General features: G+C 62.5%; 23 protein-coding genes. 14 read left to right on the top strand and 9 right to left on the bottom strand.

The features are described from left to right. Positions 1-64: 64 nt before the first annotated feature. The 3 genes from D906_RS05680 to D906_RS05690 are packed head-to-tail and all read right to left on the bottom strand — an operon-like array spanning position 65 to position 1,831. Positions 65-736, bottom strand: a complete 672-nt coding sequence (locus tag D906_RS05680) for a GNAT family N-acetyltransferase (RefSeq protein ID WP_019098448.1) — start codon at positions 734-736, stop codon at positions 65-67. Positions 737-743: 7 nt separating this feature from the next. Further along, positions 744-1,190 (bottom strand): GNAT family N-acetyltransferase, encoded by a 447-nt coding sequence (locus D906_RS05685; RefSeq protein WP_019098449.1) that lies wholly within the window; start codon positions 1,188-1,190, stop codon positions 744-746. An 11-nt stretch (positions 1,191-1,201) separates the two neighbouring features. Beyond that, a complete protein-coding gene (locus D906_RS05690) occupies positions 1,202-1,831 on the bottom strand; it encodes an FMN-binding negative transcriptional regulator (RefSeq protein WP_016712742.1) in 630 nt (209 codons plus the stop codon). A 91-nt stretch (positions 1,832-1,922) separates the two neighbouring features. Between D906_RS05690 and D906_RS05695 the strand changes: the two genes are divergently transcribed. Then, the gene (locus tag D906_RS05695; protein WP_019098450.1) at positions 1,923-3,452 is read left to right on the top strand and encodes a PLP-dependent aminotransferase family protein; all 1,530 of its coding nucleotides are present in this window, start codon (positions 1,923-1,925) and stop codon (positions 3,450-3,452) included. A gap of 101 nt (positions 3,453-3,553) precedes the next feature. On the opposite strand, the gene D906_RS05700 is transcribed toward D906_RS05695, so the two are convergent. From D906_RS05700 to aspA, 4 genes are all read right to left on the bottom strand, one after another. Continuing rightward, the gene (locus tag D906_RS05700) at positions 3,554-4,657 is read right to left on the bottom strand and encodes a polyamine ABC transporter substrate-binding protein (protein ID WP_016712740.1); all 1,104 of its coding nucleotides are present in this window, start codon (positions 4,655-4,657) and stop codon (positions 3,554-3,556) included. Continuing rightward, complete coding sequence (locus D906_RS05705) at positions 4,657-5,700, bottom strand: histone deacetylase family protein (protein WP_027614805.1); 1,044 nt, start codon at positions 5,698-5,700, stop codon at positions 4,657-4,659. Before D906_RS05705 ends, D906_RS05700 begins: the two co-directional genes overlap by 1 nt. A gap of 116 nt (positions 5,701-5,816) precedes the next feature. Further along, complete coding sequence (locus D906_RS05710; protein ID WP_019098451.1) at positions 5,817-6,809, bottom strand: AraC family transcriptional regulator; 993 nt, start codon at positions 6,807-6,809, stop codon at positions 5,817-5,819. 180 nt (positions 6,810-6,989) lie between these two features. Beyond that, positions 6,990-8,414, bottom strand: coding sequence for an aspartate ammonia-lyase (gene aspA, locus D906_RS05715; RefSeq protein ID WP_025754235.1), 1,425 nt, complete (start codon positions 8,412-8,414; stop codon positions 6,990-6,992). A gap of 182 nt (positions 8,415-8,596) precedes the next feature. Between aspA and D906_RS05720 the strand changes: the two genes are divergently transcribed. The 5 genes from D906_RS05720 to D906_RS05740 all read left to right on the top strand — a co-directional run bounded on the left by D906_RS05720 (position 8,597) and on the right by D906_RS05740 (position 12,212). After that, positions 8,597-9,529: a LysR substrate-binding domain-containing protein gene (locus tag D906_RS05720; RefSeq protein ID WP_161751324.1), complete on the top strand. Its 933-nt coding sequence runs from the start codon at positions 8,597-8,599 to the stop codon at positions 9,527-9,529. A gap of 171 nt (positions 9,530-9,700) precedes the next feature. Then, complete coding sequence (purE, locus tag D906_RS05725; RefSeq protein ID WP_009684500.1) at positions 9,701-10,192, top strand: 5-(carboxyamino)imidazole ribonucleotide mutase; 492 nt, start codon at positions 9,701-9,703, stop codon at positions 10,190-10,192. Between the two features lie 10 nt (positions 10,193-10,202). Next, positions 10,203-11,285 carry a 5-(carboxyamino)imidazole ribonucleotide synthase gene (locus D906_RS05730; protein WP_016502259.1) on the top strand — a complete coding sequence of 361 codons (1,083 nt, stop codon included), beginning with the start codon at positions 10,203-10,205 and terminating at the stop codon, positions 11,283-11,285. Between the two features lie 99 nt (positions 11,286-11,384). Continuing rightward, positions 11,385-11,630: a GlsB/YeaQ/YmgE family stress response membrane protein gene (locus D906_RS05735; protein ID WP_010955824.1), complete on the top strand. Its 246-nt coding sequence runs from the start codon at positions 11,385-11,387 to the stop codon at positions 11,628-11,630. 48 nt (positions 11,631-11,678) lie between these two features. Beyond that, positions 11,679-12,212, top strand: a complete 534-nt coding sequence (locus D906_RS05740) for a DUF3299 domain-containing protein (RefSeq protein WP_161751323.1) — start codon at positions 11,679-11,681, stop codon at positions 12,210-12,212. A gap of 62 nt (positions 12,213-12,274) precedes the next feature. Here D906_RS05740 and D906_RS05745 read toward each other — a convergent pair whose 3' ends face one another. Beyond that, positions 12,275-13,171 carry a D-hexose-6-phosphate mutarotase gene (locus D906_RS05745; protein WP_016712732.1) on the bottom strand — a complete coding sequence of 299 codons (897 nt, stop codon included), beginning with the start codon at positions 13,169-13,171 and terminating at the stop codon, positions 12,275-12,277. A 71-nt stretch (positions 13,172-13,242) separates the two neighbouring features. Then, positions 13,243-13,641 (bottom strand): acyl-CoA thioesterase, encoded by a 399-nt coding sequence (locus D906_RS05750; protein ID WP_016712731.1) that lies wholly within the window; start codon positions 13,639-13,641, stop codon positions 13,243-13,245. Between the two features lie 362 nt (positions 13,642-14,003). Here D906_RS05750 and D906_RS05755 point away from each other — a divergent pair, with 362 nt between their 5' ends. From D906_RS05755 to D906_RS05790, 8 genes are all read left to right on the top strand, one after another. Continuing rightward, positions 14,004-15,293, top strand: a complete 1,290-nt coding sequence (locus tag D906_RS05755; protein WP_019096627.1) for an MFS transporter — start codon at positions 14,004-14,006, stop codon at positions 15,291-15,293. A gap of 153 nt (positions 15,294-15,446) precedes the next feature. Continuing rightward, positions 15,447-16,445 (top strand): phosphate ABC transporter substrate-binding protein PstS, encoded by a 999-nt coding sequence (locus D906_RS05760; protein ID WP_019096628.1) that lies wholly within the window; start codon positions 15,447-15,449, stop codon positions 16,443-16,445. A gap of 139 nt (positions 16,446-16,584) precedes the next feature. Then, the gene (locus tag D906_RS05765) at positions 16,585-18,873 is read left to right on the top strand and encodes an ABC transporter permease subunit (protein WP_019096629.1); all 2,289 of its coding nucleotides are present in this window, start codon (positions 16,585-16,587) and stop codon (positions 18,871-18,873) included. A gap of 71 nt (positions 18,874-18,944) precedes the next feature. Continuing rightward, positions 18,945-20,561 carry a phosphate ABC transporter permease PstA gene (gene pstA, locus D906_RS05770; RefSeq protein WP_156866896.1) on the top strand — a complete coding sequence of 539 codons (1,617 nt, stop codon included), beginning with the start codon at positions 18,945-18,947 and terminating at the stop codon, positions 20,559-20,561. A gap of 72 nt (positions 20,562-20,633) precedes the next feature. Then, entirely contained in the window at positions 20,634-21,467 is an 834-nt protein-coding gene (gene pstB, locus D906_RS05775) for a phosphate ABC transporter ATP-binding protein PstB (RefSeq protein ID WP_012274853.1), read from the top strand. Between the two features lie 59 nt (positions 21,468-21,526). Beyond that, positions 21,527-22,297 (top strand): phosphate signaling complex protein PhoU, encoded by a 771-nt coding sequence (gene phoU, locus D906_RS05780; RefSeq protein WP_019096631.1) that lies wholly within the window; start codon positions 21,527-21,529, stop codon positions 22,295-22,297. Between the two features lie 163 nt (positions 22,298-22,460). Continuing rightward, entirely contained in the window at positions 22,461-23,357 is an 897-nt protein-coding gene (locus D906_RS05785; protein ID WP_027614806.1) for a response regulator, read from the top strand. A 114-nt stretch (positions 23,358-23,471) separates the two neighbouring features. Next, positions 23,472-24,368 (top strand): M23 family metallopeptidase, encoded by an 897-nt coding sequence (locus tag D906_RS05790; RefSeq protein WP_019096632.1) that lies wholly within the window; start codon positions 23,472-23,474, stop codon positions 24,366-24,368. The last annotated feature ends 6 nt before the right edge of the window (positions 24,369-24,374 follow it).

Here is a 24,374-nt window from a genome sequence, read left to right on the forward strand (position 1 = left end):
GGTTTACCTCTGGGGAGCGAATGCTCCCCTTTTTTTGTGCTGAACCTGATGGCCCATACAAGACTCAGCCTTTGCGGCATGCCTCAAGTGTCTGCACCTGCCCACTCGGCTGCTGGTTTTCCTCTCCCAGCCACCGCTCGAATCCGGCAGCCACCGCTGGCCACTCTTCATCGGTAATCGAATACCAGGCCGTATCGCGGTTATGGTCCTTCACCACCAGGTGCTTGCGGAACACCCCTTCGTAAACAAAGCCAAACCGCTCCGCCGCCCGCTTGGAGCGGGCGTTGGCGTTGTTGCACTTCCACTCCAGCCGGCGGTTGCCCAGTTCGAAGGCCAACTTGCCCAGCAGGTACACCGCCTCGGTTCCTTTAGGTGTGCGCTGCATGGCGGCGCCGAAGGCGATATGGCCGATTTCGATACGCCCGTGGTCGGGTACGATGGACATCAGGCTCAGAATGCCCTGTGCCTGGCCGCTGGGGCGGTCGATGACGGTGTAGAACAGCGGATCGCGGCCTGCGGCGTTGCCCTCCAGCCAACGGTCGAAGGCGGCACGCTCGGTGAACGGCCCATAAGGCAGGTAGTCCCATAGCACCGGGTCGGATGCCGGGCCTTGCAGCACGTCCCAAAGGGCGTCGCCATGGCGCGCCGGGTCGAGCTTTTCCAGGCGGATGAAGCGGCCTTCAATGGGTTCGGCCTGGGGCGTTGCGGCGGGTTTCCAGTTCAATGCGTCTGTCATGTTCGGCCTACAAACCTTTGCGGAATTGGATGAAGCCCGAGCGTTCGGCAACCTGCTGATACAGGCTGATGGCGGTGGCATTGGTTTCGTGGGTCAGCCAGTGCACCTTGATGCAGCCGTTGGCCTTGGCTGTGGCGTAGACGTGCTCGATCAGCTGGCGGCCAATGCCCAGGCCCCGCTGCGCACTGTCCACGTACAGGTCCTGCAGGTAGCAGGAATTCTCGATGCTCCAGTTGGAACGATGGTAGATGAAGTTGACCATGCCTACCGCCTTGCCATCGGCCCAGGCCAGGGTCGAATGGGTGGGCTCGTTCGGATCGAGCAGGCGTTGCCAGGTGCTCAGGCTGACTTCATCGGCCAGTTCGCTTTCGTAGAAGTGCAGGTAGGCCTGCCACAGGGCGAGCCAGGCCGCGTGATCTTGGGCAGTGACAGGGCGTAGGGTAACGCTGGACATGGGCTATTCCTTCAGAGTTGGCGCATGTGCGCCGCGAGTTGGTTGTCCAGCTGATCGGCGCTGGCGCTAAGGCCTTCGCGCACGCCAGCGATGTCTTGATCGGAACGGTTCTGGCTGAGCTTGCGTGCCCCTTGCAGACGGGCGACGGGCAGGCGGATGCCGACGATGGCGCGGAGCATGCCATCGAGGTAGTCGGCAGGGGCGTCCGTGACTTTCCACGGTTCGCTGCGGCCCTGTTCATGGCGGTCGGTCAGGCGGCTGACGATCGCCAGCAGCGGCTCGGTATCATGGATCACCTCGGCTGTGCCGTAGGCGTGCACGGCCAGATAGTTCCAGGTAGGTACGACTTTGGGGTTATCAGCCTTGCTCGGGTAGTAGCCGGGGCTGACATAGGCATCGGCGCCGGGGAATACCAGCAAGGCTTCGACACCCTGTGCCAGGTCCTGCCATTGGCGGTTGGCCCGGGCCAGGTGGGCATAGACCGTACCGAATTCGCCTTCGGTGGTATCGACCAGCACTGGCAGGTGCGTGGCCAGCAGCCCCTGATCGCCGTGGCTGACCAGGACAGCCAGGCGGGTGTCGAGCATATGCTGGTGCAGGCGGCCGAGGTCGTGCTCCTGATGCGGCTTGCTGTTGTACATAGGGCTTGGTCCTTGTCGAATGGTTCCATCCTAGGCAGGCTATTGGTTCTGGGTAAGAGCCATTACTGCCTGATTTGATAGGTCCAATGCCATGAGCGAGCGCCCCTTCACACTGCCATTCGACCCTGCCGGGATCGCCCTTGATCGACGCCGTGGGCTGAGTCAGCAGCTGTACCAGGCATTGCGTGCGCGGGTGCTGGATGGGCGCCTGAGCAGTGGAACACGGCTACCAGCCACTCGCGACCTGGCCGTCATGCTGGCGCTGTCACGCAACAGTGTGGTGCGCGCCTATGACCAATTGTATGCGGAGGGCTACATCGAAAGCCGAGTTGGAGATGGTACTTACGTAAGTCGGCTGCCAAAAATATCCACACAAATATCCACAGGGTTATCCCGAGGCTTATCAACAGGTTTATCCACATTTTCCGCAGAAAATACTGAGGATTTATCCAGCGAACGGCGTTTATCTGCGCCTTTACAGCGCCTGAAAAGTAACCACTTACCCTCCCCAAGAAGTGGTGCGCCCCGTGCCTTTCGGGTCGGCATTCCGGCATTCGACTTGTTCCCTTTTGACGTCTGGGCCAAGCTGCAGGCGGGTTTTTGGCGTAAACCATCCCCTGCGCAGCTGGGTTACGGTGACCCGGCAGGCGAGCCGGCTTTGCGCGAGTTGATCGCGGCCTACCTGCGCCGTTCGCGTGGGCTAAGTTGTATGGCTGAACAAATTGTGATCACCAGTGGTGCACAACAAGCCATCAGCCTTTGTGCACAGCTGTTGTTGCAGCCGGGTGACGGTGTGGCTGTGGAAAACCCCGGCTACCGCGCGGCCGGGCATGCCTTTGCGCTGGCTGGCGCCACGTTGCATGGCGTGCCTGTGGACGAAGAGGGCATGGACTGCCGTCTGCTCGGTCAGCAGGCGAACTGCCGGCTGGCGTATGTCACGCCGGCCCATCAATACCCGACCGGGGTCACCATGAGCCTGGCGCGGCGCCTGGCGTTGCTGGCGTGGGCCGAACGCAACGATGGCTGGATCATCGAGGACGACTATGACGGCGAGTACCGCTACAGCGGTGCGCCCTTGGCTCCGTTGGCGGCGCTCGACCGGCACGGTCGGGTGCTGTACGTCGGCACCTTCGGCAAGATTGCGTTCCCCGCGTTGCGCCTGGGTTACCTGGTGCTGCCGCCGCAACTGGTGCAGGGATTCAGTCAGGGCAAGGCGTTGGCCGTGCGGCATTCGGAAGTCAGCAGCCAGTGCGTGATGGCCGAATTCATGGCGCGCGGGCATTTCCAGCGGCATATCCGCCGTATGCGCAAGGCCGCTTTGAGTCGACGTAACGTACTCAAGGCTGGCTGGCCTGTGGATATTCCCGGGTTGGGCGAGATGCCGGAAGTGGCGGCGGGGCTGCATGTGAAGGTGGATGTGGATAACTTTGCGCGGGAGCAGGAACTGGTGGCAAAGGCTGAAGCAGTGGGTTTAGAGGTGACGCCGCTAAGTAATTTCTGGTTGGCGGACAGCGAGGTGCCTGTGGATAAGCGAGCGGGGCTGGTGCTGGGGTTTGCGGCGGTGCCGGAGGGGGAGATTGCCGAAGCCTTGATGAAATTGCGAAAGGTTTGGAAAAAGTGAATTGGGGCCGCTGTGCGGCCCTTCGCGGGCACGCCCGCTCCCACAGAGTCCGGTTGTAATGCGATCAATGTGGGAGCGGGCATGCCCGCGAAGCAGGCGACTCAGGTTCCGGACTTGATCCTGGTCCAGGCCCGGGTTCTGGCCCGCTCTGCGTCCCGCGCCAAGGGCTTGAGGGTATAAAGCTTGGCCATCGCTTCCGCCGTCGGGTACAGGTTGGGATTGTTGCGAATCGCCGGACTGACCTTTTCAGTCGCATCCTTGTTCGGGTTCGGATAACCGACAAAGTCGCTGATCGGCGCAATCACCTCAGGCCGTAGCAAGTAATTGATGAATGTGTGGGCATCTTCCGGGTTGGCCGCATTCTTTGGAATCGCCAGCATGTCGAACCAGATCGGCGCACCCTCCTTGGGCAGGCGCATGTCCACCACCACGCCGTTCTTGGCATCGCGCGCGCGGTTGGCGGCCTGCGAGAAACTGCCGCTGTAACCCACCGCCACACAGATATCGCCATTGGCGATGTCTGCCATGTACTTCGAAGAATGGAAGTAGGTGATGTGTGGGCGGATCTTCAGCATCAACGCTTCGGCCTTCTTGTAGTCGGCCGGTTTGTCGCTGTTCGGCGGTAAACCCAAGTACTGCAGGGCCAGCGGCAGAATCTCCGAAGGCGAGTCGAGCAGCGCCACGCCGCACTGCTTGAGCTTGGCGATGTTCTCCTCCTTGAAGATCAGGTCCCAGCTGTCCACCGGGGCGTTGTCGCCGAGCGCTGCCTTGACCTTGGCCGGGTTGAAGCCGATCAGCACGGTGCCGTACATGTAGGGCACCGCGTACTTGTTACCCGGGTCGTTGGCCTCGATCAGCTTCATCAGCGCCGGGTCCAGGTGTTGCCAGTTCGGCAGTTTGCTGCGGTCCAGCGGCTGAAACACCCCGGCTTCGATCTGCTTGGCGAGGAACACGTTGGACGGCACCACCACGTCATAGCCGGAGTTGCCGGTGAGCAGCTTGGCCTCCAGCGCCTCGTTGGTATCGAAGATGTCGTAGATCAGCTTGACCCCGCTGTCCTGCTTGAAATCGGTCAAGGTCTGCGGGGTGATGTAGTCGAACCAGTTATACACACGCAGTGTGCGCTGCTCGGCTTGAGCATGCAGGGCACCGGTGAACAAGGTGGCAGCGATGAACGGGGCGAGTAGACGCTTGAGTCGGACCATTACCGGGCTCCTGGCTGGGCGCGCTGGAAGCCTTCCAGCACATTGACCGCGTTGATACCGATTTCTTCCACAGCGTAGCCGCCCTCCATCACGAACAGGGTCGGCTTGCCGAGCTGGCCGATACGTTTGCCCATTTCCAGGTAGTCCGGGCTGTCCAGCTTGAACTGCGAGATTGGGTCGTCCTTGAAGGTGTCCACACCCAGCGAGATCACCAGTACGTCGGCGTCATAGCGGGCAATGCGCTGGCAGGCATCCTCCAGGGCTGCGCTCCAGGCCGCCCAGTCGCTGCCGGCCGGAAGCGGGTAGTTGATGTTGCAGCCCTCACCGGCACCTTCGCCGGTTTCGTCGGCATAGCCTAGGAAGAACGGGAATTCGTCCTGCGGGTCGCCATGGATCGAAGCGAAGAATACGTCGTCGCGGCTGTAGAAGATGTCCTGGGTGCCGTTGCCGTGGTGGTAGTCGACGTCGAGGATGGCGACCTTGCGCTTGCCTTGGTCCAGGAAGGCCTGGGCGGCGATGGCGGCGTTGTTCAGGTAGCAATAACCGCCCATGACTTCGCCGGCGGCGTGGTGCCCCGGTGGGCGGCACAGGGCAAAGGCCGAATGGGCGCCCTGCTGGATTGCCGCCTGGGCCGTGAGGGCGACCTGGGCGGCGCTGTAGGCGGCCTGCCAGGTACCGGCGGTGATCGGCGCGCCGGCATCGAAGCTGAAGTAGCCCAACTCACCATGCAGGCCGGTGGGTTTTACCTGGCGCAAGGTGCGAGCAGGCCAGGTGAACGGCAGCAGGTCGCCTTCCTGGCCCAGTGCGGCCCAGCGCGCCCAGGCGCCTTCGAAGAAGTCGAGATAGTCGGCGCTGTGGATGCGCAGCAACGGCGCGCGGCCGAAGTCGGTAGGCCCCTGGATGTCGCCAAGGTTGCGTTTTTTTACCTGGTCGAGCACATGGTCAGCGCGCGAAGGCATTTCGAAGCAGGGCATCAGCTTGCCGTCGATCAGCTCGCAGCGGCCGTGGTGCAGGCGGTGATCATCGGAATAGATCGTCAGCATTGTTGTTCTCCGTTGGATACTGGCGTGGGTCCATTGTCATGGGCAGGTCAATAGCGGAGAACGACGCAAACGGCCAAAAGGGGATCGATGTGGCCAAGCTCTTTGGCCGTAGCTGGTCAACCACGGAAGTGGCTGGGCGCTACACCACTCCAACGCTGGAACGCATGGCGAAAACTGGCGGTCTCGCTGAACCCCAAGGTCTCAGCAATGCGATAGATCGGCATCTGTTCATCAGCCAACAACTGCTTGGCCCGCTCGAACCTCAACTCGTCCAGCAGCTGTTGATAACTGCTGCCCAGCGCCTGCAAATGCCGGCGCAGGGTGCGCGACGAGCAATTCATCTGCCGCGCCAACCCTTCCAGCCCAGGCGCGGCGTCCAGTTGCTGTGCCAGCAGCTGGCGAATCCGCCCCAGCCAGGCCTGCCGGCCCGTGAACTCAAGGTTCAGGCGCCGGCAGCGTTCGCTCATGGCCTTGTGGGTAATCGAATCGGCCAGCGGCAGTGGCCTGTCCAGCCAGCGCCGTTCAAACGCCAAGGCATTGTCCTGAGCGTCGAAACCCACCGGGCACTGGAATGCACCGGCATAGAGCGCGTGGTAACCGGGCCGCGAGTGTTCGAAACGGGCGCCTAGCAGAGGCAGTGGGCGCCCAAGCAAGTCGTCGCAGATGACTTTCAGCGACACCAGGCAGAACTCCGCGTTGAATGCGCTCAGCGCCGGGCTGTCGTGGCAGTCGCTGGCACTTAGCCAGACCCGCTGGCCGTCCTCGATCAAACGTAGCTTGAACACTGTTCCCAGCAGTGCCGGATATGCCAGCGCCAGGCGCAAGGCGTCACCCAAAGTGGCACTGGAGAGCAATGCGTAACCGAGCATGCCGTAGCACGACACGTGCATGCGCCGGCCCAGTTCAAGGCCGATGTCCTCGCGCCGGGCCACAGCGTTGGCGCACACCTGCAGTTCCTGCTGGGTGGTGATGCGCGCATCGGCGTGCCCCAGGTCTGACGGGCCAATGCCGCTGCCGGCCAGCAGCGCTGATGCCTCGCAACCGTCTGCCTGGAAGACGTTGAGGATCAGCGAAACCGCGTTGAGGGTGGTGAGGTGGCTGTGCAGCATGCTGGGTAATCCCGTTGGGCTGGGACGCATTATCGAGCAAGTAGTGTGCCGATATCGGCAAGCGGTCTTCGCGCCGCTTGTTTTGCGGGCAAAAAAAAGGCCCGAAGCATAGGCTCGGGCCTTGAAAGGTTGAGAGGTGTCTAGTCCCTTAACCTGGTGAGACTGTTTGCAGCAGCCGGGTTACGCCTTCAGCGGAACCAGACGGGGAGCGATCATGTTTTCCGGACGCAGAATGTCGTTGAGCATCTCTTCGTCCAGCAGCTTCTCTTCGCGCACCAGTTCCAGTACGCCACGGCCTGTTTCCAGGGCAACGCGGGCGATACGGGTGGCGTTTTCGTAGCCGATGTACGGGTTCAGGGCGGTGACCAGGCCGATCGAGTGCTCGACCAGTTCACGGCAGCGCTGTTCGTTGGCGGTGATGCCGACGATGCAGTGTTCGCGCAGCATGTCCATGGCGCGTTGCAGCAGGCGGATCGAGTCGAAGATCTTGTAGGCGATCAGCGGTTCCATCACGTTCAGCTGCAACTGGCCACCTTCGGCGGCGACGGTCAGGGCCAGGTCGTTGCCCATGATGGCGAAGGCCACCTGGTTGACGGCTTCCGGGATAACCGGGTTGACCTTGCCTGGCATGATCGAGCTGCCTGGCTGACGTGCTGGCAGGTTGATCTCGTTGATGCCGGTGCGCGGGCCGCTGGACAGCAGGCGCAGGTCGTTGCAGATCTTCGACAGCTTGACGGCGGTACGCTTGAGCATGCCGGAGAACAGCACGAAGGCGCCCATGTCGGAAGTGGCTTCGATCAGGTCGGCAGCCGGCACCAGCGGCTGGCCGCTGATGATTGCCAGGCGCTGTACGGCCAGGGCCTGGTAGCCAGGGTCGGCGTTGATGCCGGTACCGATGGCAGTACCACCCAGGTTGATTTCGGTCAGCAGTTCCGGAGCCAGCGAGCGCAGGCGCTGCAGGTCTTCGGTCATGGTGGTGGCGAAGGCGCGGAACTCCTGGCCCAGGGTCATCGGCACGGCGTCCTGCAGCTGGGTACGGCCCATCTTCAGTACGTGGTCGAATTCCTTACCCTTGGCAGCGAAGGCCTGGATCAGGCTGTCGAGGCTGGCCAGCAGCGCGTCGTGACCCAGCAGCAGGCCCAGACGGATAGCGGTCGGGTAGGCGTCGTTGGTCGACTGCGCCATGTTCACATCGTTGTTCGGGTGCAGGTACTGGTACTCACCCTTCTGGTGGCCCATGGCCTCCAGCGCGATGTTGGCGATGACTTCGTTGGCGTTCATGTTGGTGGAAGTACCAGCACCGCCTTGAATCATGTCCACCACGAACTGCTCGTGGTAGTCGCCCTTGATCAGTCGTGCGCAGGCTGCGCTGATCGCGGCGTGCTTGGCATCGCTCAGGTGCCCCAGCTCACGGTTGGCGTCAGCAGCTGCCTGCTTGACCATCGCCAGGCCGACTACCAGTTTCGGATAGTGCGACAGCGGAACGCCGGAGAGGTGGAAGTTGTTGGCAGCGCGCAGGGTCTGGATGCCGTAGTAGGCATCAGCAGGAACTTCAAGGGTACCCAACAGATCTTTTTCGACGCGGAACGATGCAGCGGAGGACATGATGTATATCATCTCGATTTTGACCCGGCACATGCCGGAATGGCGCCAATCCTAGGCCTGAAGGTGATTTTGCGGCCAATGCTGTTGCACGCTAACCTATGCACAAACGGCATAGTGTTTCATGTGACGCCAATTGACATTCGAGCGTGTTCCATTTTGGTGCATGCCGGGAGATGTGCTTCGTGAACCTTGAAAGCAAATGGCTGGAAGATTTCAGCGCGCTGGCTGCCACCCGCAGTTTTTCCCAGGCTGCAGAGCGGCGTTTCGTCACCCAACCGGCCTTCAGCCGGCGCATTCGCAGCCTGGAGGCGGCGTTGGGCCTGCAGTTGGTGAATCGTTCCCGCACACCGATCGAACTGACTGAGGCCGGGCAGCTTTTTCTTGTCACGGCGCGTACGGTTGTCGACCAGTTGAGCGAGATTCTCCGCCATTTGCATCACCTTGAAGGTGGGCAGGGCGAGGTCGTTCAGGTGGCGGCGGCGCACTCCCTTGCATCGGGCTTTTTCCCCCGCTGGGTGGCCCAGTTGCGCAACGACGGTTTGAACATCGCCACCCGCCTGGTTGCGACTAACGTCGGGGATGCCGTGCATGCATTACGCGAAGGTGGCTGCGACCTGATGCTGGCGTTCTATGACCCGGACGCGGCCTTGCAGATGGATGCCGAGATCTTCCCGTCGCTGCACATGGGCACCACCGAAATGTTGCCGGTGTGCGCCGTGGACGCCGAAGGCAAACCGTTGTTCGATCTGGAAGGCGAGGGCAGCGTGCCGCTGCTGGCCTATACCGCAGGCGCGTTCCTGGGGCGTTCGGTCAATTTGCTGCTGCGCCAGCGTAACCTGCGCTATACCACCGTCTACGAAACCGCCATGGCCGACAGTCTCAAGAGCATGGCGCTGGAAGGCATGGGCATCGCCTGGGTGCCGCGCCTGTCGATGCGCGGCGAGCTGGAGCGGGGCGAACTGGCCATCTGCGGCGGCAGTCAGTGGCATGTGCCGCTGGAGATCCGCCTGTACCGCTGCGCCCTGGTACGCAAGGCCAACGTACGGCTGTTGTGGCGCAAGCTGGAAGGTGCGGCGGCGGTTGACCCAAAAGTCAGCCAAAGCCCCGAAAAATAAGGGGCGACAGTTGGTCGCCGGGGTGCCTTAAACGCAACACCTTACGGTATACTGCGCGGCCTTTCGACCGGATGCGTCCGGTCCTGATCAGCAAACAAGCCACGCCGGTCGTCCCGCGTGGCTTGTTGTTTTTTGACGCGCCCAAGGGCGCACAAGCGAAGAGGCTCGACGATGAGTGCACTGGTTGGCGTGATCATGGGCTCCAAGTCCGATTGGTCCACCCTTAGCCACACCGCCGATATGCTGGAAAAACTCGGCATTCCCTACGAAGTGAAGGTGGTTTCCGCCCACCGCACCCCGGATCTGCTGTTCCAGTATGCCGAGGAGGCCGAAGGCCGTGGCATCGAGGTGATCATCGCCGGTGCCGGTGGCGCAGCTCACCTGCCAGGCATGTGCGCCGCCAAGACCCACCTGCCAGTGCTGGGCGTACCCGTCCAGTCGTCGATGTTGTCGGGCGTCGATTCGCTGCTGTCGATCGTGCAGATGCCAGCCGGCGTGCCGGTTGCCACCCTGGCCATCGGCCGTGCCGGTGCCGTCAACGCTGCGCTGCTGTCGGCCAGCATCCTGGGCGCCAAGTACCCACAGTTCCACGCGGCGTTGAAGCAGTTCCGCACGGAGCAGACCGACACCGTGCTGGACAACCCAGACCCGCGCCAGGCTTGAGGCTCAACCCATGAAGATCGGTGTAATCGGTGGCGGCCAGCTGGGCCGCATGCTGGCTCTGGCGGGCACCCCGCTGGGCATGAACTTCGCCTTCCTCGACCCGGCGCCGGACGCTTGCGCCGCGCCCCTGGGCGAGCACCTGCGTGCCGACTATGGCGACCAGGATCACCTGCGCCAGCTGGCCGACGAAGTCGACCTGGTCACCTTCGAGTTCGAAAGTGTCCCGGCCGAGACCGTGGCCTTCCTCTCGCAGTTCGTGCCGGTCTACCCCAGCGCCGAAGCGCTGCGCATCGCCCGCGACCGCCTGTTCGAAAAAAGCATGTTCCGCGACCTGGGTATCCCGACCCCGGCCTTCGCCGACATTCTCTCGCAGGCAGACCTGGACGCCGCAGTGGCCAGCATCGGCCTGCCGGCCGTGCTGAAAACCCGCACCCTGGGTTACGACGGCAAGGGCCAGAAGGTACTGCGTACGCCTGAAGACGTGGTAGGCACCTTCGCCGAGCTGGGCAGCGTGCCGTGCCTGCTGGAAGGCTTCGTGCCGTTCACCGGCGAAGTGTCGCTGGTGGCCGTGCGTGCCCGCGATGGCGAAACCCGCTTCTACCCGCTGGTGCACAACACCCACGAAAGCGGCATCCTGCGCCTTTCGGTGGCCAGCCAGGCGCACCCGCTGCAGGCCCTGGCCGAAGACTACGTGGGCCGCGTGCTGCAAAAACTGGACTATGTAGGTGTGATGGCCTTCGAGTTCTTCGAAGTCGACGGTGGCCTCAAGGCCAACGAAATCGCCCCGCGCGTGCACAACTCCGGGCACTGGACCATCGAAGGCGCCGAATGCAGCCAGTTCGAGAACCACCTGCGCGCCGTTGCCGGCCTGCCGCTGGGCTCGACTGCCAAGGTGGGCGAAAGTGCGATGCTCAACTTCATCGGTGAAGTGCCAGCTGTAGATAAAGTGGTCGCCATTGGTGACTGCCACCTGCACCACTATGGCAAGGCCTTCAAGGTCGGCCGCAAAGTTGGCCACGCCACCCTGCGCTGCCACGACATGGCTACCCTTGAGCGCAAGATTGCCGAAGTAGAAGCCCTGATCAGCAACTGATCGAACTTCTACCACCGGCTTGCCCTCTGAAGATGGCAACAAGCCAAAACGCTGCCTAGGCTTTGGCTTGTTCCATCTTCGAACTGCAGAGGGATTGCCATGGGCATCATTGGAACCATCTTCATCGGCCTCATCGTCGGCCTGCTGGCCCGCTTCATCAAGCCGGGCGACGACAGCATGGGCTGGATCATGACCATCCTGCTGGGTATTGCCGGCTCCCTGTTGGCCACCTATGGCGGCCAGGCGTTGGGCATCTATCAGGCCGGACAGGCAGCGGGCTTCTTTGGCGCGCTGGTCGGTGCCGTGGTCCTTCTGGTGATCTACGGATTCATCAAGAAACGCTGAATACTGGTTAGAATGCCCGGCAATTCATCCGAGTTGCCGAGCATTTCCATGCGTGCCTTTTTCCTTGTCCCCCTGCTGTTGGCCAGCGCCCTGGCCCATGCCGAACTGCCTGAAACCGACTGGCTGGAGTTGATGCCCAAGTCGGACCAGAAGGCGCTCGAGCAAATGCCCGAAATCGACCACAACTCACCGGAAGCCATGGGCACTTTTACCGACAAGGGTGGCCTGAAACAGAGCAAGGGCCTGCCGGCGGTGATGTACTCGACCAAGACCGTGGCAGCCATGAACGGCAAGGACATTCGCCTGGGCGGCTACCCCGTGCCGTTGGAAAGCGACGCCAAGGGCAACAGCACGCTGTTCTTCCTGGTGCCGTACCCTGGGGCGTGCATCCATGTGCCGCCACCGCCGCCGAACCAGCTGGTGCTGGTGCGCTACCCGAAAGGACTGAAGATCGATGACATCTACACACCGCTGTGGGTCAGCGGCACGCTTAAGGTGGAAAAGGTCAGCAATGACCTGGCCGACGCGGCCTATGCGCTGGATGCGGGGAAGGTGAGGGTGGTGGAGGATGCAGACCTCTGATTGCCTGCACCGGCCTCCTCGCGGGCAAGCCCGTAAAGAGGCCGGCAAAACCACTGTAAAACTCAGATCATTTCACAGCCGATCACGACGCCTAGCGAGTGACTCGCCCCTGGCCTCAGCTCCACCAGGTCATCCCACACATTCGCCGTCTCGATGCACAGCATCCGCTGCCAGCCGTCATCAGCCATGTCTGCCAGCTCCTTGGCCCGCTCGGTCCATGGGTTCCAGATCACCGCCGAGCGCGACCCGCTGCTGGTCAAGGTAATCCGCCGGCTCCAATGCGGGTCGACAATGCTCAGCGTCTGCGGGGTATCGAGGTAGATCCGGTCCGTCTCCCCGGCAAACGCCAGCGGCCCTTGCTGCTGGCGCTGTTCCCAGTCAGCCAGGGTCTCGATATAGCCCAGCCCCTCGACCCCTTCGACCCGCGCCTGACGCACATCGCTAACTGCAAAGTAACTATGCAGCGCCTGGCTGATGGTAACCGGGGTATTACCCATGTTGCGGCTGGTCAGGCTCAGCTTCAGCTCGTCACCCAGCTCCACCACCAGCTTCAGCTCGACGTCATGGGGCCACCCGGGCAGGTCGCCCTGCGCCTCAGGCAGCTCGAACTCGATACGCAGGCCGTCGCCCGCTTCCTCTATACCCAGCAACTGCCAGTCACGTGAGCGCGCCAGCCCGTGAGCTGGTGCCTGCTCGCCGTGGTACATGGCCTGCACGGCCTGGGGGTTGCGCTGCAAGTTGCCAAACCACGGCCAGCACACCGGCACCCCGGCGCGAACCGACTTGCCCTGGCGGAAGATGGCCTGGTCGCTCAGCCACAGCAGCGGCGGCTCGCCGACCCGCTGGTAGCTGAGGATCTGTGCGCCTTGCTGGGCGATCAGGAGTTCGGCGCGGTCGCTGCTGATACGCCAGCAGTTCAGTTCGCCATGTTGCTCGGTTACGACCTGGTAGGTAGCCATTGCATTCATCTCATTGGTTGCCAGTGGGCCTTGGACCCGGGCACATGCAATGAGTTTACCGCCGGCGAGGCTTAGCGACGAGGCACAGACCGGGTACGACCACTGCCGTCGATGGCGACGAAGACGAATACCGCTTCGGTAACCTTGCGCCATTCGCTGGACAGCGGGTCGTCGCTCCACACTTCGACCATCATCCGGATCGAGCTGCGGCCGATCTCCAGGGTCTGGGTATAGAACGACAGCTGCGCGCCGACCGCGACCGGTACCAGGAAGGCCATGCGGTCGATGGCCACGGTAGCCACGCGGCCACCGGCGACGCGGCTGGCCATGGCGGTGCCGGCCAGGTCCATCTGGGCAACCAGCCAGCCGCCGAAGATGTCGCCGAAGCCGTTGGTCTCGCGCGGCAATGCTGTGATCTGCAAGGCCAGGTCGCCTTGTGGGATTGGATCTTCTTGTTCGAGCTCAATCATGCGATGGGGCCTCTGACCCGTGACGCTTTTCGTTGGTGTGGCGCAAAGGCCGGGTAAACGATTCAGCTTGAAACATACTACGCCGATTTCGTTTCACTGGGCGGCCGTAGGGAAACTCTGCGAAACCGTCTGACAATACTGACCGGCGTTTTCGCACATCATCCCACGTTAGGGGCAACCTTTTCCTACGAACTGCCAGTATATAGAGCATAACGGCCAGCGACGACCGCGCATTCATGAATATGTGTAGGGATTTTGTATCGCTTTCAGCGCAGCTCGGCTATTTGCTATCTTCGCGTGTCCCCTAATCCAGAAGCCGCGTGCCAAGCGGCCTGCATGCCCTACAAAGAGAACAACGAGCGATGACTTCCGTGCCCAGCAGTATCGAGCAGCCCTCGCGGCCGCTGACCCGCAGTGACTACAAGACCCTTTCACTGTCCGCCCTGGGCGGTGCGCTGGAGTTCTACGACTTCATCATCTTCGTGTTCTTCGCCACAGTGGTCGGCAAGCTGTTCTTCCCGGCCGACATGCCCGAGTGGCTGCGCCTGATGCAAACCTTCGGCATCTTCGCCGCCGGCTATCTGGCGCGGCCGCTGGGCGGCATCATCATGGCCCACTTCGGTGATTTGTTGGGGCGCAAGAAGATGTTCACCCTGAGCATCTTCATGATGGCCCTGCCGACCCTGATCATGGGCCTGCTGCCAACCTATGCCCAAATTGGCATGTGGGCGCCGATCCTGCTGCTGCTGATGCGCGTGATCCAGGGCGCGGCCATCGGTGGCGAGGTGCCGGGCGCCTGGGTGTTCGTGTCCGAACACGTGCCTGCGCGCAACACCGGCTACGCCTGCGGCACCCTGACTGCAGGCCTGACGGCGGGCATTCTGCTGGGTTCGCTGGTGGCGACCCTGATTAACAGCGTGTACAGCGCCGAAGAAGTGGCCGATTACGCCTGGCGGATTCCGTTCCTGCTCGGCGGTGTGTTCGGCCTGTTCTCGGTGTACCTGCGCCGCTGGCTGCACGAAACGCCAGTGTTCGCCGAAATGCAGCAGCGCAAGGCGCTGGCCGAGGAATTGCCGCTGCGGGCCGTGCTGCGTGACCACCGTGGCCCGATCATCCTGTCGATGCTGCTGACCTGGATGCTGTCGGCCGGCATCGTGGTGGTCATCCTGATGACCCCGGCGCTGTTGCAGAGCTTCTACCACATCAGCCCGACCGACTCGCTCAAGGCCAACAGCCTGGCGATCGTGCTGCTCAGCCTTGGCTGCATCGGCGCCGGCAGCCTGGCCGACCGCTTTGGTGCGGGCCGCGTGTTCGTGATTGGCAGCCTGTTGCTGCTGGCCAGTTCCTGGGCCTTCTACCACAGCCTGCCGACCCGGCCTGAGCTGTTGTTCCCGCTGTACGCGGTGACTGGCCTGTGCGTGGGCGTGATTGGCGCTGTGCCCTATGTGATGGTCAAGGCGTTCCCGGCGGCGGTGCGCTTCAGCGGGCTGTCGTTCTCGTACAACGTGGCCTACGCGATTTTCGGCGGGCTGACACCGATGGTGGTGACGGCGCTGCTGAAGGTGAGCCCGATGGCGCCGGCCTACTACGTGGCGGGGCTGTGTGCCGTTGGTCTGGCCGTGGGCCTGTACTTGCTCGCCAATAAGCGCTGATCTGCTTCGAGGCTACCCGCGAAAAGGCCAGACCTGCTTACAGTGATGGCCTTTCATCCAATTGTCACAATGAAGTCATATCGTGTTCATGCGGCCTGCCGATACTTGGGCCCGTTCCATCCAACACCCCCATATTCCTGCTAGGAGCAAGGCATGAAACTGAAGCGTTTGATGGCGGCCCTCACCTTTGCCGCCGCTGGCGTTGCAACCGCCAACGCGGTAGCCGCTGTCGATCCTGCGATCCCGACCTACACCAAGACCACCGGTGTTTCGGGCAACCTCTCCAGCGTTGGCTCCGACACCCTGGCGAACCTGATGACGCTGTGGGCCGAGGCCTACAAGAAGGAATATCCGAACGTAAACATCCAGATCCAGGCGGCCGGCTCCTCCACCGCGCCACCCGCGCTGACCGAAGGCACCGCCAACCTCGGCCCGATGAGCCGCAAGATGAAGGACGTCGAGCTGCAGGCCTTCGAGCAGAAGTACGGTTACAAGCCGACCGCCATCCCGGTTGCTGTCGACGCCCTGGCCGTGTTCGTGCACAAGGACAACCCGATCAAGGGCCTGACCATGGCTCAGGTCGACGCCATCTTCTCTTCCACTCGCCTGTGCGGTGGCAAAGCCGAAATCAAGACCTGGGGCGACGTGGGTGTGACCGGCGACCTGGCCAACAAGCCAATCCAGCTGTTCGGCCGCAACTCGGTATCGGGCACCTACGGCTACTTCAAGGAAGAAGCCCTGTGCAAAGGCGACTTCAAGCCTAACGTCAACGAACAGCCTGGCTCGGCTTCGGTGGTGCAGTCGATCAGCTCTTCGCTGAACGGCATTGGCTACTCGGGTATCGGTTACAAGACTGCCAGCGTCAAAACCGTAGCCCTGGCCAAGAAAGAAGGCGGCGAGTTCGTTGAAGACAACGAAACCAACGCTCTGAACGGCACCTACCCGCTGTCGCGCTTCCTGTACGTGTACGTCAACAAGGCCCCGAACAAGCCTCTGGCCCCGCTGGAAGCCGAGTTCGTCAAGCTGGTGCTGTCGCAAGCTGGCCAGCAGGTCGTGGTGAAGGATGGCTACATCCCGCTGCCGGCCAAAGTCGTCGACAAGACCCTGGCTGACCTGGGCCTGTCGCACGCCGGTAGCGTTGCAAAGAAGTAAGTAACTGAAGAAGAGGCCGGTGCCGATGCCCGGCCTCTTCCACGAAATTCCAGTCCGAAGCCAGGTTCCCTGTGCGGCGGGCTTTCGCGCGTCACCACTTTGTAATGTTTTTGTCACACGGGACCGCTAGGGTGTGCGCATGAATGATCTGGCCAATTCCAACATGACCCAAAACTCCCAGCCCGTGCGCATTGATTTCAATACGCCCGAGTTGCAACGCAAGCGCCGCATGCGTGCGCTCAAGGACCGCCTGACCCGCTGGTATGTACTGGTGGGCGGGCTTGCCGTTCTGGCGGCCATCACCCTGATCTTCTTCTACCTGGCCTATGTGGTGCTGCCACTGTTCCAGGGCGCCGAGCTGACCAGCAAGAAAGCCCTGGCGCCAACCTGGCTGCAGCAGGATGCCGGCAAGCCGCTGATGATCGCGCTAGAAGAGCAGAACCTGGTGGGGATGCGAGTTTCGGACAAGGGCCAGGCATTGTTCTTCGATACCAAGACCGGTAACGAGCTCAAACGTGTCGACCTGCCTGTGCCGGCAGGCACCCAGGTTACGTCGATCAGTGCCGACCAGCCGGGTAGCCCGCTGGTGGTGCTGGGCTTGTCCAATGGCCAGGCGCTGGTGTTCCACCACACCTACAAGATCACCTACCCGGACAACAAGAAAACCATTAGCCCAGGCATCGACTACCCGTACGGCGAGCAGCCGTTCGTGCTCGACGAACAGGGCCGTGCGCTGGAGCACGTCAGCGTCAACGTCAATGGCGACACCTTGCTGCTGGCCGGCTCCACCGGCGCGCATCTGCAGGTGCTGGAGCTGACCCGCACGGAAAACATGATGACCGAAGAGGTCACCACCGAGCAGAACCGCATCGAACTGCCGCAAATGACCGAAGTGGTGAAGAACATCTTCATCGATCCGCGCCAGCAGTGGCTTTACGTGATCAACGGCCGCGCCACTGCCGACGTGTTCAGCCTGCGCGACAAGAGCCTCAACGGCCGTTACAAGCTGTCTGAAAGCGGCGATACCGAAATCACCGCCACGGCCCAGCTGGTTGGCGGCATCTCGCTGATCATCGGTGACTCCAAAGGCGGCCTGGCCCAGTGGTTCATGGCCCGCGACCCGGACGGCGAGTCGCGCTTCAAGCAAATTCGTACCTTCCAGATGGGCAAGGCGCCTATCGTGCAGATCGACGCGGAAGAGCGCCGCAAAGGCTTCATCGCGCTGGACGCAGACGGCAAGCTGGGCGTGTTCCACAGCACCGCGCACCGCACCCTGCTGGTCGAGCCGGCTGCCGAAGGCCCAGGTATCCTGGCCCTGTCGCCACGCGCCAACCGCATCATCATCGAAGAAGGCGGCAAACTGCTGCCCTTGAGCCTGCGCAACCCGCACCCGGAAATTTCCTTCAGCGCGCTGTGGGGCAAGGTGTGGTACGAGAACTACGACGAGCCGAAATACGTCTGGCAGTCGACCGCCTCGAACACAGACTTCGAGCCCAAGCTGAGCCTGTCGCCGCTCACCTTCGGTACCTTGAAGGCCGCGTTCTACGCGATGATCCTGGCCGCCCCGCTGGCCATCGCCGCCGCCATCTACACCGCCTACTTCATGGCCCCGGGCATGCGCCGCAAGGTCAAGCCGGTGATCGAACTGATGGAAGCGATGCCCACGGTAATCCTTGGCTTCTTCGCCGGCCTGTTCCTGGCCCCGTACCTGGAAGGCCACCTGCCGGGCGTGTTCAGCCTGTTCCTGCTGATGCCGGTTGGCATCCTGCTGGCCGGCTTCGCCTGGACCCGCCTGCCGGAGTCGATTCGCCTGCGTGTGCCGGATGGCTGGGAGGCGGCGATCCTGATTCCGGTCATTCTGTTCACCGGCTGGCTCGCCCTGACCATGAGCCCGCACCTGGAAAGCTGGTTCTTCGGCGGCGACATGCGGCTGTGGATCACCAACGATCTGGGCATCACCTATGACCAGCGCAACGCCCTGGTCGTGGGTATCGCCATGGGCTTTGCAGTCATCCCGAACATCTATTCCATTGCCGAAGACGCCGTGTTCAGCGTGCCGCGCAGCTTGACCCTGGGCTCGCTGGCCCTGGGCGCGACGCCCTGGCAGACCCTGACCCGCGTGGTCATCCTCACCGCCAGCCCGGGTATCTTCTCGGCGCTGATGATCGGCATGGGCCGTGCGGTGGGCGAGACCATGATCGTGCTGATGGCCACCGGCAACACCCCGGTGATGGAGATGAACCTGTTCGAGGGCATGCGCACCCTGGCCGCCAACGTGGCCGTGGAAATGCCGGAATCGGAAGTCGGCGGCAGCCACTATCGCGTGCTGTTCCTGGCCGCTCTGGTGCTGCTGATGTTCACGTTCGTGATGAACACCTTGGCCGAGCTGATTCGCCAGCGTCTGCGCAAGAAATACTCGTCGCTTTGATAGAAAGGTAGCGATCCGTGAAAAAGGATTCCCTCAAAGGCTGGTTCAAGAGCGGCGCCCCCGGCGTCTGGATGAGCGGCGGCGCGGTGGCCATGGCGGTGATCATGACCGTCGGCCTGCTGGCGGTGATTGCCGTGCGCGGCCTGGGCCACTTCTGGCCGGCCGATCTTGTACAGGCCACCTACAAGGTGCCGGGCCAGGCTGACCACGTCGTCATCGGCGAAGTGGTACAAAAGGAAGAAGTGCCACGCGCCCGCCTGAAGGGTGCCGGCCTGCCGGTACCAGACCAGGGCCCGGAGTTCATGACCCGTGAACTGATCAAGATTGGTAACCGCGACCTCAATGGCAGCGACTTTACCTGGGTGGTCGGCGACTGGCTGGTTGACGAAAAACGCCCGGCCGACCTGATCGCCCTGGAACGCCGCGAGTGGGGCAACTTCTACGGCTACCTGGTCAGCGTCAAGGAAGAAGGGCGCGTGGTGGCCGAAGGCCCTGCCGCCTGGCACGAACTGCAGGCCCGCCTCAAGCGCGCCAACCAGCTCAACGGCGAGTTGCAGCAGCTTGAGAAGAAGGACATCGGCGCCATCAACCATGGCCTTGAGCGCCTGCGCCTGCAGGCCCGCAAGCTGGAGCTGGACGGCAAGCTGGACGCCGCTGCCCAGGCCGACATGGACGCCGACCGCGCCGAGCTGAACAGCCGCTACAAGGCCATCGAAGACCGCCTGACCGGCCTGCACCAGGCCTTTGCCCGCGACAGCCTGGTGGCCCGCGATGGCAACGGCCGTGAAGTGGAAATCAACCTGAGTAAGGTGGTGCATGCCATCCAGCCGAACGGCATGTCCGGCTTCACCAAGCTGGGTACCTACTTCGCCAAGGTCTGGGAGTTCCTCAGCGACGACCCGCGTGAAGCCAACACCGAGGGCGGTATCTTCCCGGCCATTTTCGGCACCGTGATGATGACCCTGATCATGGCCGTGATCGTCACCCCGTTCGGCGTGCTGGCTGCGGTCTACCTGCGTGAGTACGCCAGGCAGGGGCCGGTGACACGGCTGATCCGCATTGCCGTGAACAACCTGGCCGGCGTGCCGGCGATCGTCTACGGCGTGTTTGGCCTGGGCTTCTTCGTCTACGTGCTGGGTGGCTCGATCGACCGCCTGTTCTTCCCTGAAGCGCTGCCGGCACCGACCCTGGGTACCCCGGGCCTGCTGTGGGCATCGCTGACCCTGGCACTGCTGGCCGTGCCGGTGGTGATCGTGGCCACCGAAGAAGGCTTGGCGCGTATTCCGCGTACCGTGCGCGAAGGCTCGCTGGCCCTGGGCGCGACCAAGGCCGAAACGCTGTGGAAGATCGTCTTGCCCATGGCCAGCCCGGCCATGATGACCGGCATGATCCTCGCCGTGGCCCGCGCCGCTGGTGAAGTCGCGCCGCTGATGCTGGTGGGTGTGGTGAAGCTGGCGCCGTCGCTGCCGGTGGACGGTAACTACCCGTACCTGCACCTGGATCAGAAGATCATGCACCTGGGCTTCCACATCTATGACGTCGGCTTCCAGAGCCCGAACGTCGAGGCCGCGCGGCCGCTGGTGTATGCCACTGCGCTGTTGCTGGTGCTGGTGATCGCGACCCTCAACCTCTCGGCCGTGTGGATCCGTAACCACCTGCGCGAGAAGTACAAGGCCCTCGACAGCTGACCCTGATTGCAAGCGTGCCGCCCACCAGCCGGGCGGCCCTTTGAAACGAATTGATAGCGTATGGAGTAGACCATGCAGCAAGATTCCCATACCCACGGCATCGACATGTCTGCCCTGGGCCGCAACAAGCAGAGCCTGCGCCTGGCCGAAGAAACCGTGGCCATCGAAGTACCTGGCCTGAGCCTGTTCTACGGCGACAAGCAGGCGTTGTTCGACGTCAGCATGAACATCCCCAAGCAACGCGTGACCGCCTTCATCGGCCCGTCCGGCTGCGGCAAGTCTACCCTGCTGCGCACCTTCAACCGCATGAACGACCTGGTTGACGGCTGCCGCGTGGAAGGCGCCATCAACCTGTACGGCAACAACATCTACCGCAAGGGCGAGGACGTGGCCGAGCTGCGCCGCCGTGTGGGCATGGTGTTCCAGAAGCCCAACCCGTTCCCCAAGACCATCTACGAGAACGTGGTCTACGGCCTGCGTATCCAGGGCATCAACAAGAAGCGTGTGCTCGACGAAGCCGTCGAGTGGGCGCTGAAGGGCGCAGCCCTGTGGGACGAGGTCAAGGACCGCCTGCATGAGTCGGCGCTGGGCCTGTCCGGTGGCCAGCAACAGCGTCTGGTCATCGCCCGCACCATCGCCGTGGAGCCGGAAGTGCTGCTGCTCGACGAACCGTGCTCGGCGCTGGACCCGATTTCGACCCTGAAGGTCGAAGAGCTGATCTACGAATTGAAATCCAAGTACACCATCGTCATCGTGACCCACAACATGCAGCAGGCGGCCCGTGTTTCGGATTACACCGCGTTCATGTACATGGGCAAACTGGTCGAATTCGGGGATACCGACACCCTGTTCACCAACCCGGCGAAGAAGCAGACCGAAGACTACATCACCGGTCGCTACGGTTAAGCGGCGCTCGTGATGAGCACCTGGCCTCCTACAGGGCTGCGTTACCAAAGGACAAAACGATGATCAACAAAGAAAGCCTTACGCACCACATTTCCCAGCAGTTCAACGCCGAGCTCGAAGAGGTGCGCAGCCACCTGCTGGCCATGGGCGGGCTGGTTGAAAAGCAGGTCAACGACGCGGTCACCGCGCTGATCGAAGCCGATTCTGGCCTGGCCCAGCAAGTGCGCGAGGTTGACGAGCAGATCAACCAGATGGAGCGCAACATCGATGAGGAGTGCCTGCGTATCCTTGCCCGCCGCCAGCCGGCCGCCTCGGACCTGCGCCTGATCATCAGCATCTCCAAGTCGGTGATCGACCTGGAGCGTATTGGTGACGAGTCGACCAAGATCGCCCGTCGCGCCATCCAGCTGTGCGAAGAAGGTGAGTCGCCGCGTGGCTACGTCGAGGTTCGTCATATTGGTGACCAGGTGCGCAACATGGTCCGTGATGCACTGGACGCCTTTGCCCGCTTCGACGCCGACCTGGCGTTGTCGGTGGCTCAGTACGACAAAACCATCGACCGTGAATACAAGACCGCGCTGCGCGAGCTGGTGACCTACATGATGGAAGACCCGCGCTCTATTTCGCGGGTGCTGAGCGTGATCTGGGTTCTGCGCTCGCTGGAGCGAATTGGCGACCATGCGCGCAACATCTCCGAGCTGGTGATCTACCTGGTGCGCGGCACCGACGTACGTCACATGGGCCTCAAGCGCATGACAGCAGAAGTGCAGGGCACAGCTGTCGCTGATGGCGAAAAGGCTAATGTTTCGGGCGAATCTGACGATAACTAAGGTTGCTCCCGAGCATCGACGCCCGGCCTTGGCCGGGCGTTTTCGTTTGCGGTCGAGCGCCTGCAGGCACCCGCGAACGATGTGAAGAAGTCCCGGCGTGACCAGGTTGTAGCAAATGGCCATTATTTGGCAGTAGGCTAGTCGGGGTTCAGAAGGAGTATCGATGAGTAAAGTGAATGTGCTGGTCGTGGATGACGCGCCGTTTATCCGTGACCTGGTCCGCAAATGCCTGCGCAGTGCCTTCCCGGGCATGGCCATCGACGACGCGGTCAACGGTCGCAAGGCCATGGCCATGCTGGACAAGGAAGCGTTCGACCTGGTCCTGTGCGACTGGGAAATGCCGGAAATGTCGGGCCTGGAACTGCTTACCTGGTGCCGCCAGCAGCCTGCGCTGAAAAACCTGCAGTTCATCATGGTGACCAGCCGTGGCGACAAGGAAAACGTCATTCAGGCGATCCAGGCGGGTGTTTCCGATTTTGTCGGCAAGCCGTTCACCAACGAGCAACTGCTGACCAAGGTAAAAAAGGCCCTGACCAAGATCGGCAAGCTCGACAGCCTGATGGCCAGCGGCCCGGCGCGGGTGAATTCGGCGTTTGCCAATGATTCGCTGAGTGCCCTGACAGGGGGCAAACCAGAAGCGGCCAAGGTGTCGGCCCCCGCACCGGCCCCGGCTGCCATCAAGCCATTTGCCGCAGCCCCCACGCCACCTGCCCCCGCACCGACCGGGCGTGGCCAGGGCCAGTTGCGACTGGCCAGCGGCATGCAGCCCTGTGTGATCAAGGCACTGAGCTTGAAGGAGGCCTTGCTGGTGGTACGCCGCAGCGAAGCGCTGCCGCAGGTGCTGGAAGGTGCGGTGCTGGACCTGGAGCAGGGTGAGAGCGCTGAAGTCGCGCGGTTGAACGGCTACCTGCATGCTGTCGCGGCATTGGAGCCCAAGCCCGACAGCGACTGGCTGCAGTTGACCTTCAAGTTCGTCGATCAGGACGCCCAGAAGCTCGATTACCTGTCGCGCTTGATTGCCCGTGGCACTGCACAGAAGCATTTCACCCCCGGCGCTTGACGCCAAAGCAGGGGCAGCACAGTGCTGCTCCTGCGCCATCCGACCAACTGCAATACCCGCCGCAAAACCCGCTGCTAGGCTTCGAGACATCAAAACTGTCAAAAAGCCACCATCATGCCCACGCGCCTGCTGCTGTTCTGTGCATTGCTCATGGTCTCGGCGTCGAGCCTGGGTGTGACCCTCTACAAGATCACCGACGATTCCGGTGTGGTCTCCTATTCCGACCGGCCAGGCCCGGGCGCCAAGCCCTTGGTGCTGCGCGAGCCCATGGTCGAAACGCTGGAGGGCCAGGTGCTGTTGAACGCCAGGACCTTCGACGGTGGCGTGAGCTTTTCGGCGCGCAACGAACTGCATGTACCCGTGGAGGTCGAGTTGCGACTGGACAATCTGGTGAACGCGCAAGGCGGTGATGCTCCGCGCATCGTGCGCCGCTTGCTGCCGCCGCGTACCACGCAAATGCTCAGTGTGCTCCGGGGGCGCCCCGGGCTGCTGCTGAACTACCGCTCGACCCTGCTGCAGGCCATGGGGGACCCGGGCATGCGGCCACAGGGCTTCCGTTACACATTCCCTTGGATTGGCGGGCCGTTCCGCGTCACTCAGGGCCCTAACGGGCGTGTCAGCCACTTTGGGCCAAAGGGGCGCTACGCCATGGACATCGCCATGCCTGAAGGCACCACCATCATTGCGGCGCGCGAAGGCGTGGTGGTGAAGACGGAAAACACCCAGAGCGGGCGGGGAACCAACCCTTCAGGGAATTTCGTCAGGATCCTGCACCCGGACGGCACCATGGGCGTGTACTTGCACCTGATGCGCGGTTCAGTGGTGGTGGCGCAGGGGCAGCGGGTACGGCAGGGGCAGGTACTGGCCAAGTCGGGCAATACTGGCAACAGCACCGGGCCGCACCTGCATTTCGTGGTGCAGCGCAATGTGGGGCTGGCGCTGGAGTCGATACCTTACCGGTTCGACAGGCCGATCAGCGGGTTACCGGACTTCACTGCCGGCAACCCCTGACCGATA

Origin of the sequence: Pseudomonas sp. LAIL14HWK12:I1, from assembly GCF_003202095.1 — a bacterium.
Lineage (GTDB): Bacteria > Pseudomonadota > Gammaproteobacteria > Pseudomonadales > Pseudomonadaceae > Aquipseudomonas > Aquipseudomonas monteilii.

What these genes read in the sequence shown, in the direction of transcription:
- D906_RS05680 (WP_019098448.1), bottom strand. Translation starts at nt 736, where the DNA reads ATGACAGACGCATTGAACTGGAAACCCGCCGCAACGCCCCAGGCCGAA.
- D906_RS05685 (WP_019098449.1), bottom strand. Translation starts at nt 1,190, where the DNA reads ATGTCCAGCGTTACCCTACGCCCTGTCACTGCCCAAGATCACGCGGCC.
- D906_RS05690 (WP_016712742.1), bottom strand. Translation starts at nt 1,831, where the DNA reads ATGTACAACAGCAAGCCGCATCAGGAGCACGACCTCGGCCGCCTGCAC.
- D906_RS05695 (WP_019098450.1), top strand. Translation starts at nt 1,923, where the DNA reads ATGAGCGAGCGCCCCTTCACACTGCCATTCGACCCTGCCGGGATCGCC.
- D906_RS05700 (WP_016712740.1), bottom strand. Translation starts at nt 4,657, where the DNA reads ATGGTCCGACTCAAGCGTCTACTCGCCCCGTTCATCGCTGCCACCTTG.
- D906_RS05705 (WP_027614805.1), bottom strand. Translation starts at nt 5,700, where the DNA reads ATGCTGACGATCTATTCCGATGATCACCGCCTGCACCACGGCCGCTGC.
- D906_RS05710 (WP_019098451.1), bottom strand. Translation starts at nt 6,809, where the DNA reads ATGCTGCACAGCCACCTCACCACCCTCAACGCGGTTTCGCTGATCCTC.
- aspA (WP_025754235.1), bottom strand. Translation starts at nt 8,414, where the DNA reads ATGTCCTCCGCTGCATCGTTCCGCGTCGAAAAAGATCTGTTGGGTACC.
- purE (WP_009684500.1), top strand. Translation starts at nt 9,701, where the DNA reads ATGAGTGCACTGGTTGGCGTGATCATGGGCTCCAAGTCCGATTGGTCC.
- D906_RS05730 (WP_016502259.1), top strand. Translation starts at nt 10,203, where the DNA reads ATGAAGATCGGTGTAATCGGTGGCGGCCAGCTGGGCCGCATGCTGGCT.
- D906_RS05735 (WP_010955824.1), top strand. Translation starts at nt 11,385, where the DNA reads ATGGGCATCATTGGAACCATCTTCATCGGCCTCATCGTCGGCCTGCTG.
- D906_RS05740 (WP_161751323.1), top strand. Translation starts at nt 11,679, where the DNA reads ATGCGTGCCTTTTTCCTTGTCCCCCTGCTGTTGGCCAGCGCCCTGGCC.
- D906_RS05745 (WP_016712732.1), bottom strand. Translation starts at nt 13,171, where the DNA reads ATGGCTACCTACCAGGTCGTAACCGAGCAACATGGCGAACTGAACTGC.
- D906_RS05750 (WP_016712731.1), bottom strand. Translation starts at nt 13,641, where the DNA reads ATGATTGAGCTCGAACAAGAAGATCCAATCCCACAAGGCGACCTGGCC.
- D906_RS05755 (WP_019096627.1), top strand. Translation starts at nt 14,004, where the DNA reads ATGACTTCCGTGCCCAGCAGTATCGAGCAGCCCTCGCGGCCGCTGACC.
- D906_RS05760 (WP_019096628.1), top strand. Translation starts at nt 15,447, where the DNA reads ATGAAACTGAAGCGTTTGATGGCGGCCCTCACCTTTGCCGCCGCTGGC.
- D906_RS05765 (WP_019096629.1), top strand. Translation starts at nt 16,585, where the DNA reads ATGAATGATCTGGCCAATTCCAACATGACCCAAAACTCCCAGCCCGTG.
- pstA (WP_156866896.1), top strand. Translation starts at nt 18,945, where the DNA reads ATGAGCGGCGGCGCGGTGGCCATGGCGGTGATCATGACCGTCGGCCTG.
- pstB (WP_012274853.1), top strand. Translation starts at nt 20,634, where the DNA reads ATGCAGCAAGATTCCCATACCCACGGCATCGACATGTCTGCCCTGGGC.
- phoU (WP_019096631.1), top strand. Translation starts at nt 21,527, where the DNA reads ATGATCAACAAAGAAAGCCTTACGCACCACATTTCCCAGCAGTTCAAC.
- D906_RS05785 (WP_027614806.1), top strand. Translation starts at nt 22,461, where the DNA reads ATGAGTAAAGTGAATGTGCTGGTCGTGGATGACGCGCCGTTTATCCGT.
- D906_RS05790 (WP_019096632.1), top strand. Translation starts at nt 23,472, where the DNA reads ATGCCCACGCGCCTGCTGCTGTTCTGTGCATTGCTCATGGTCTCGGCG.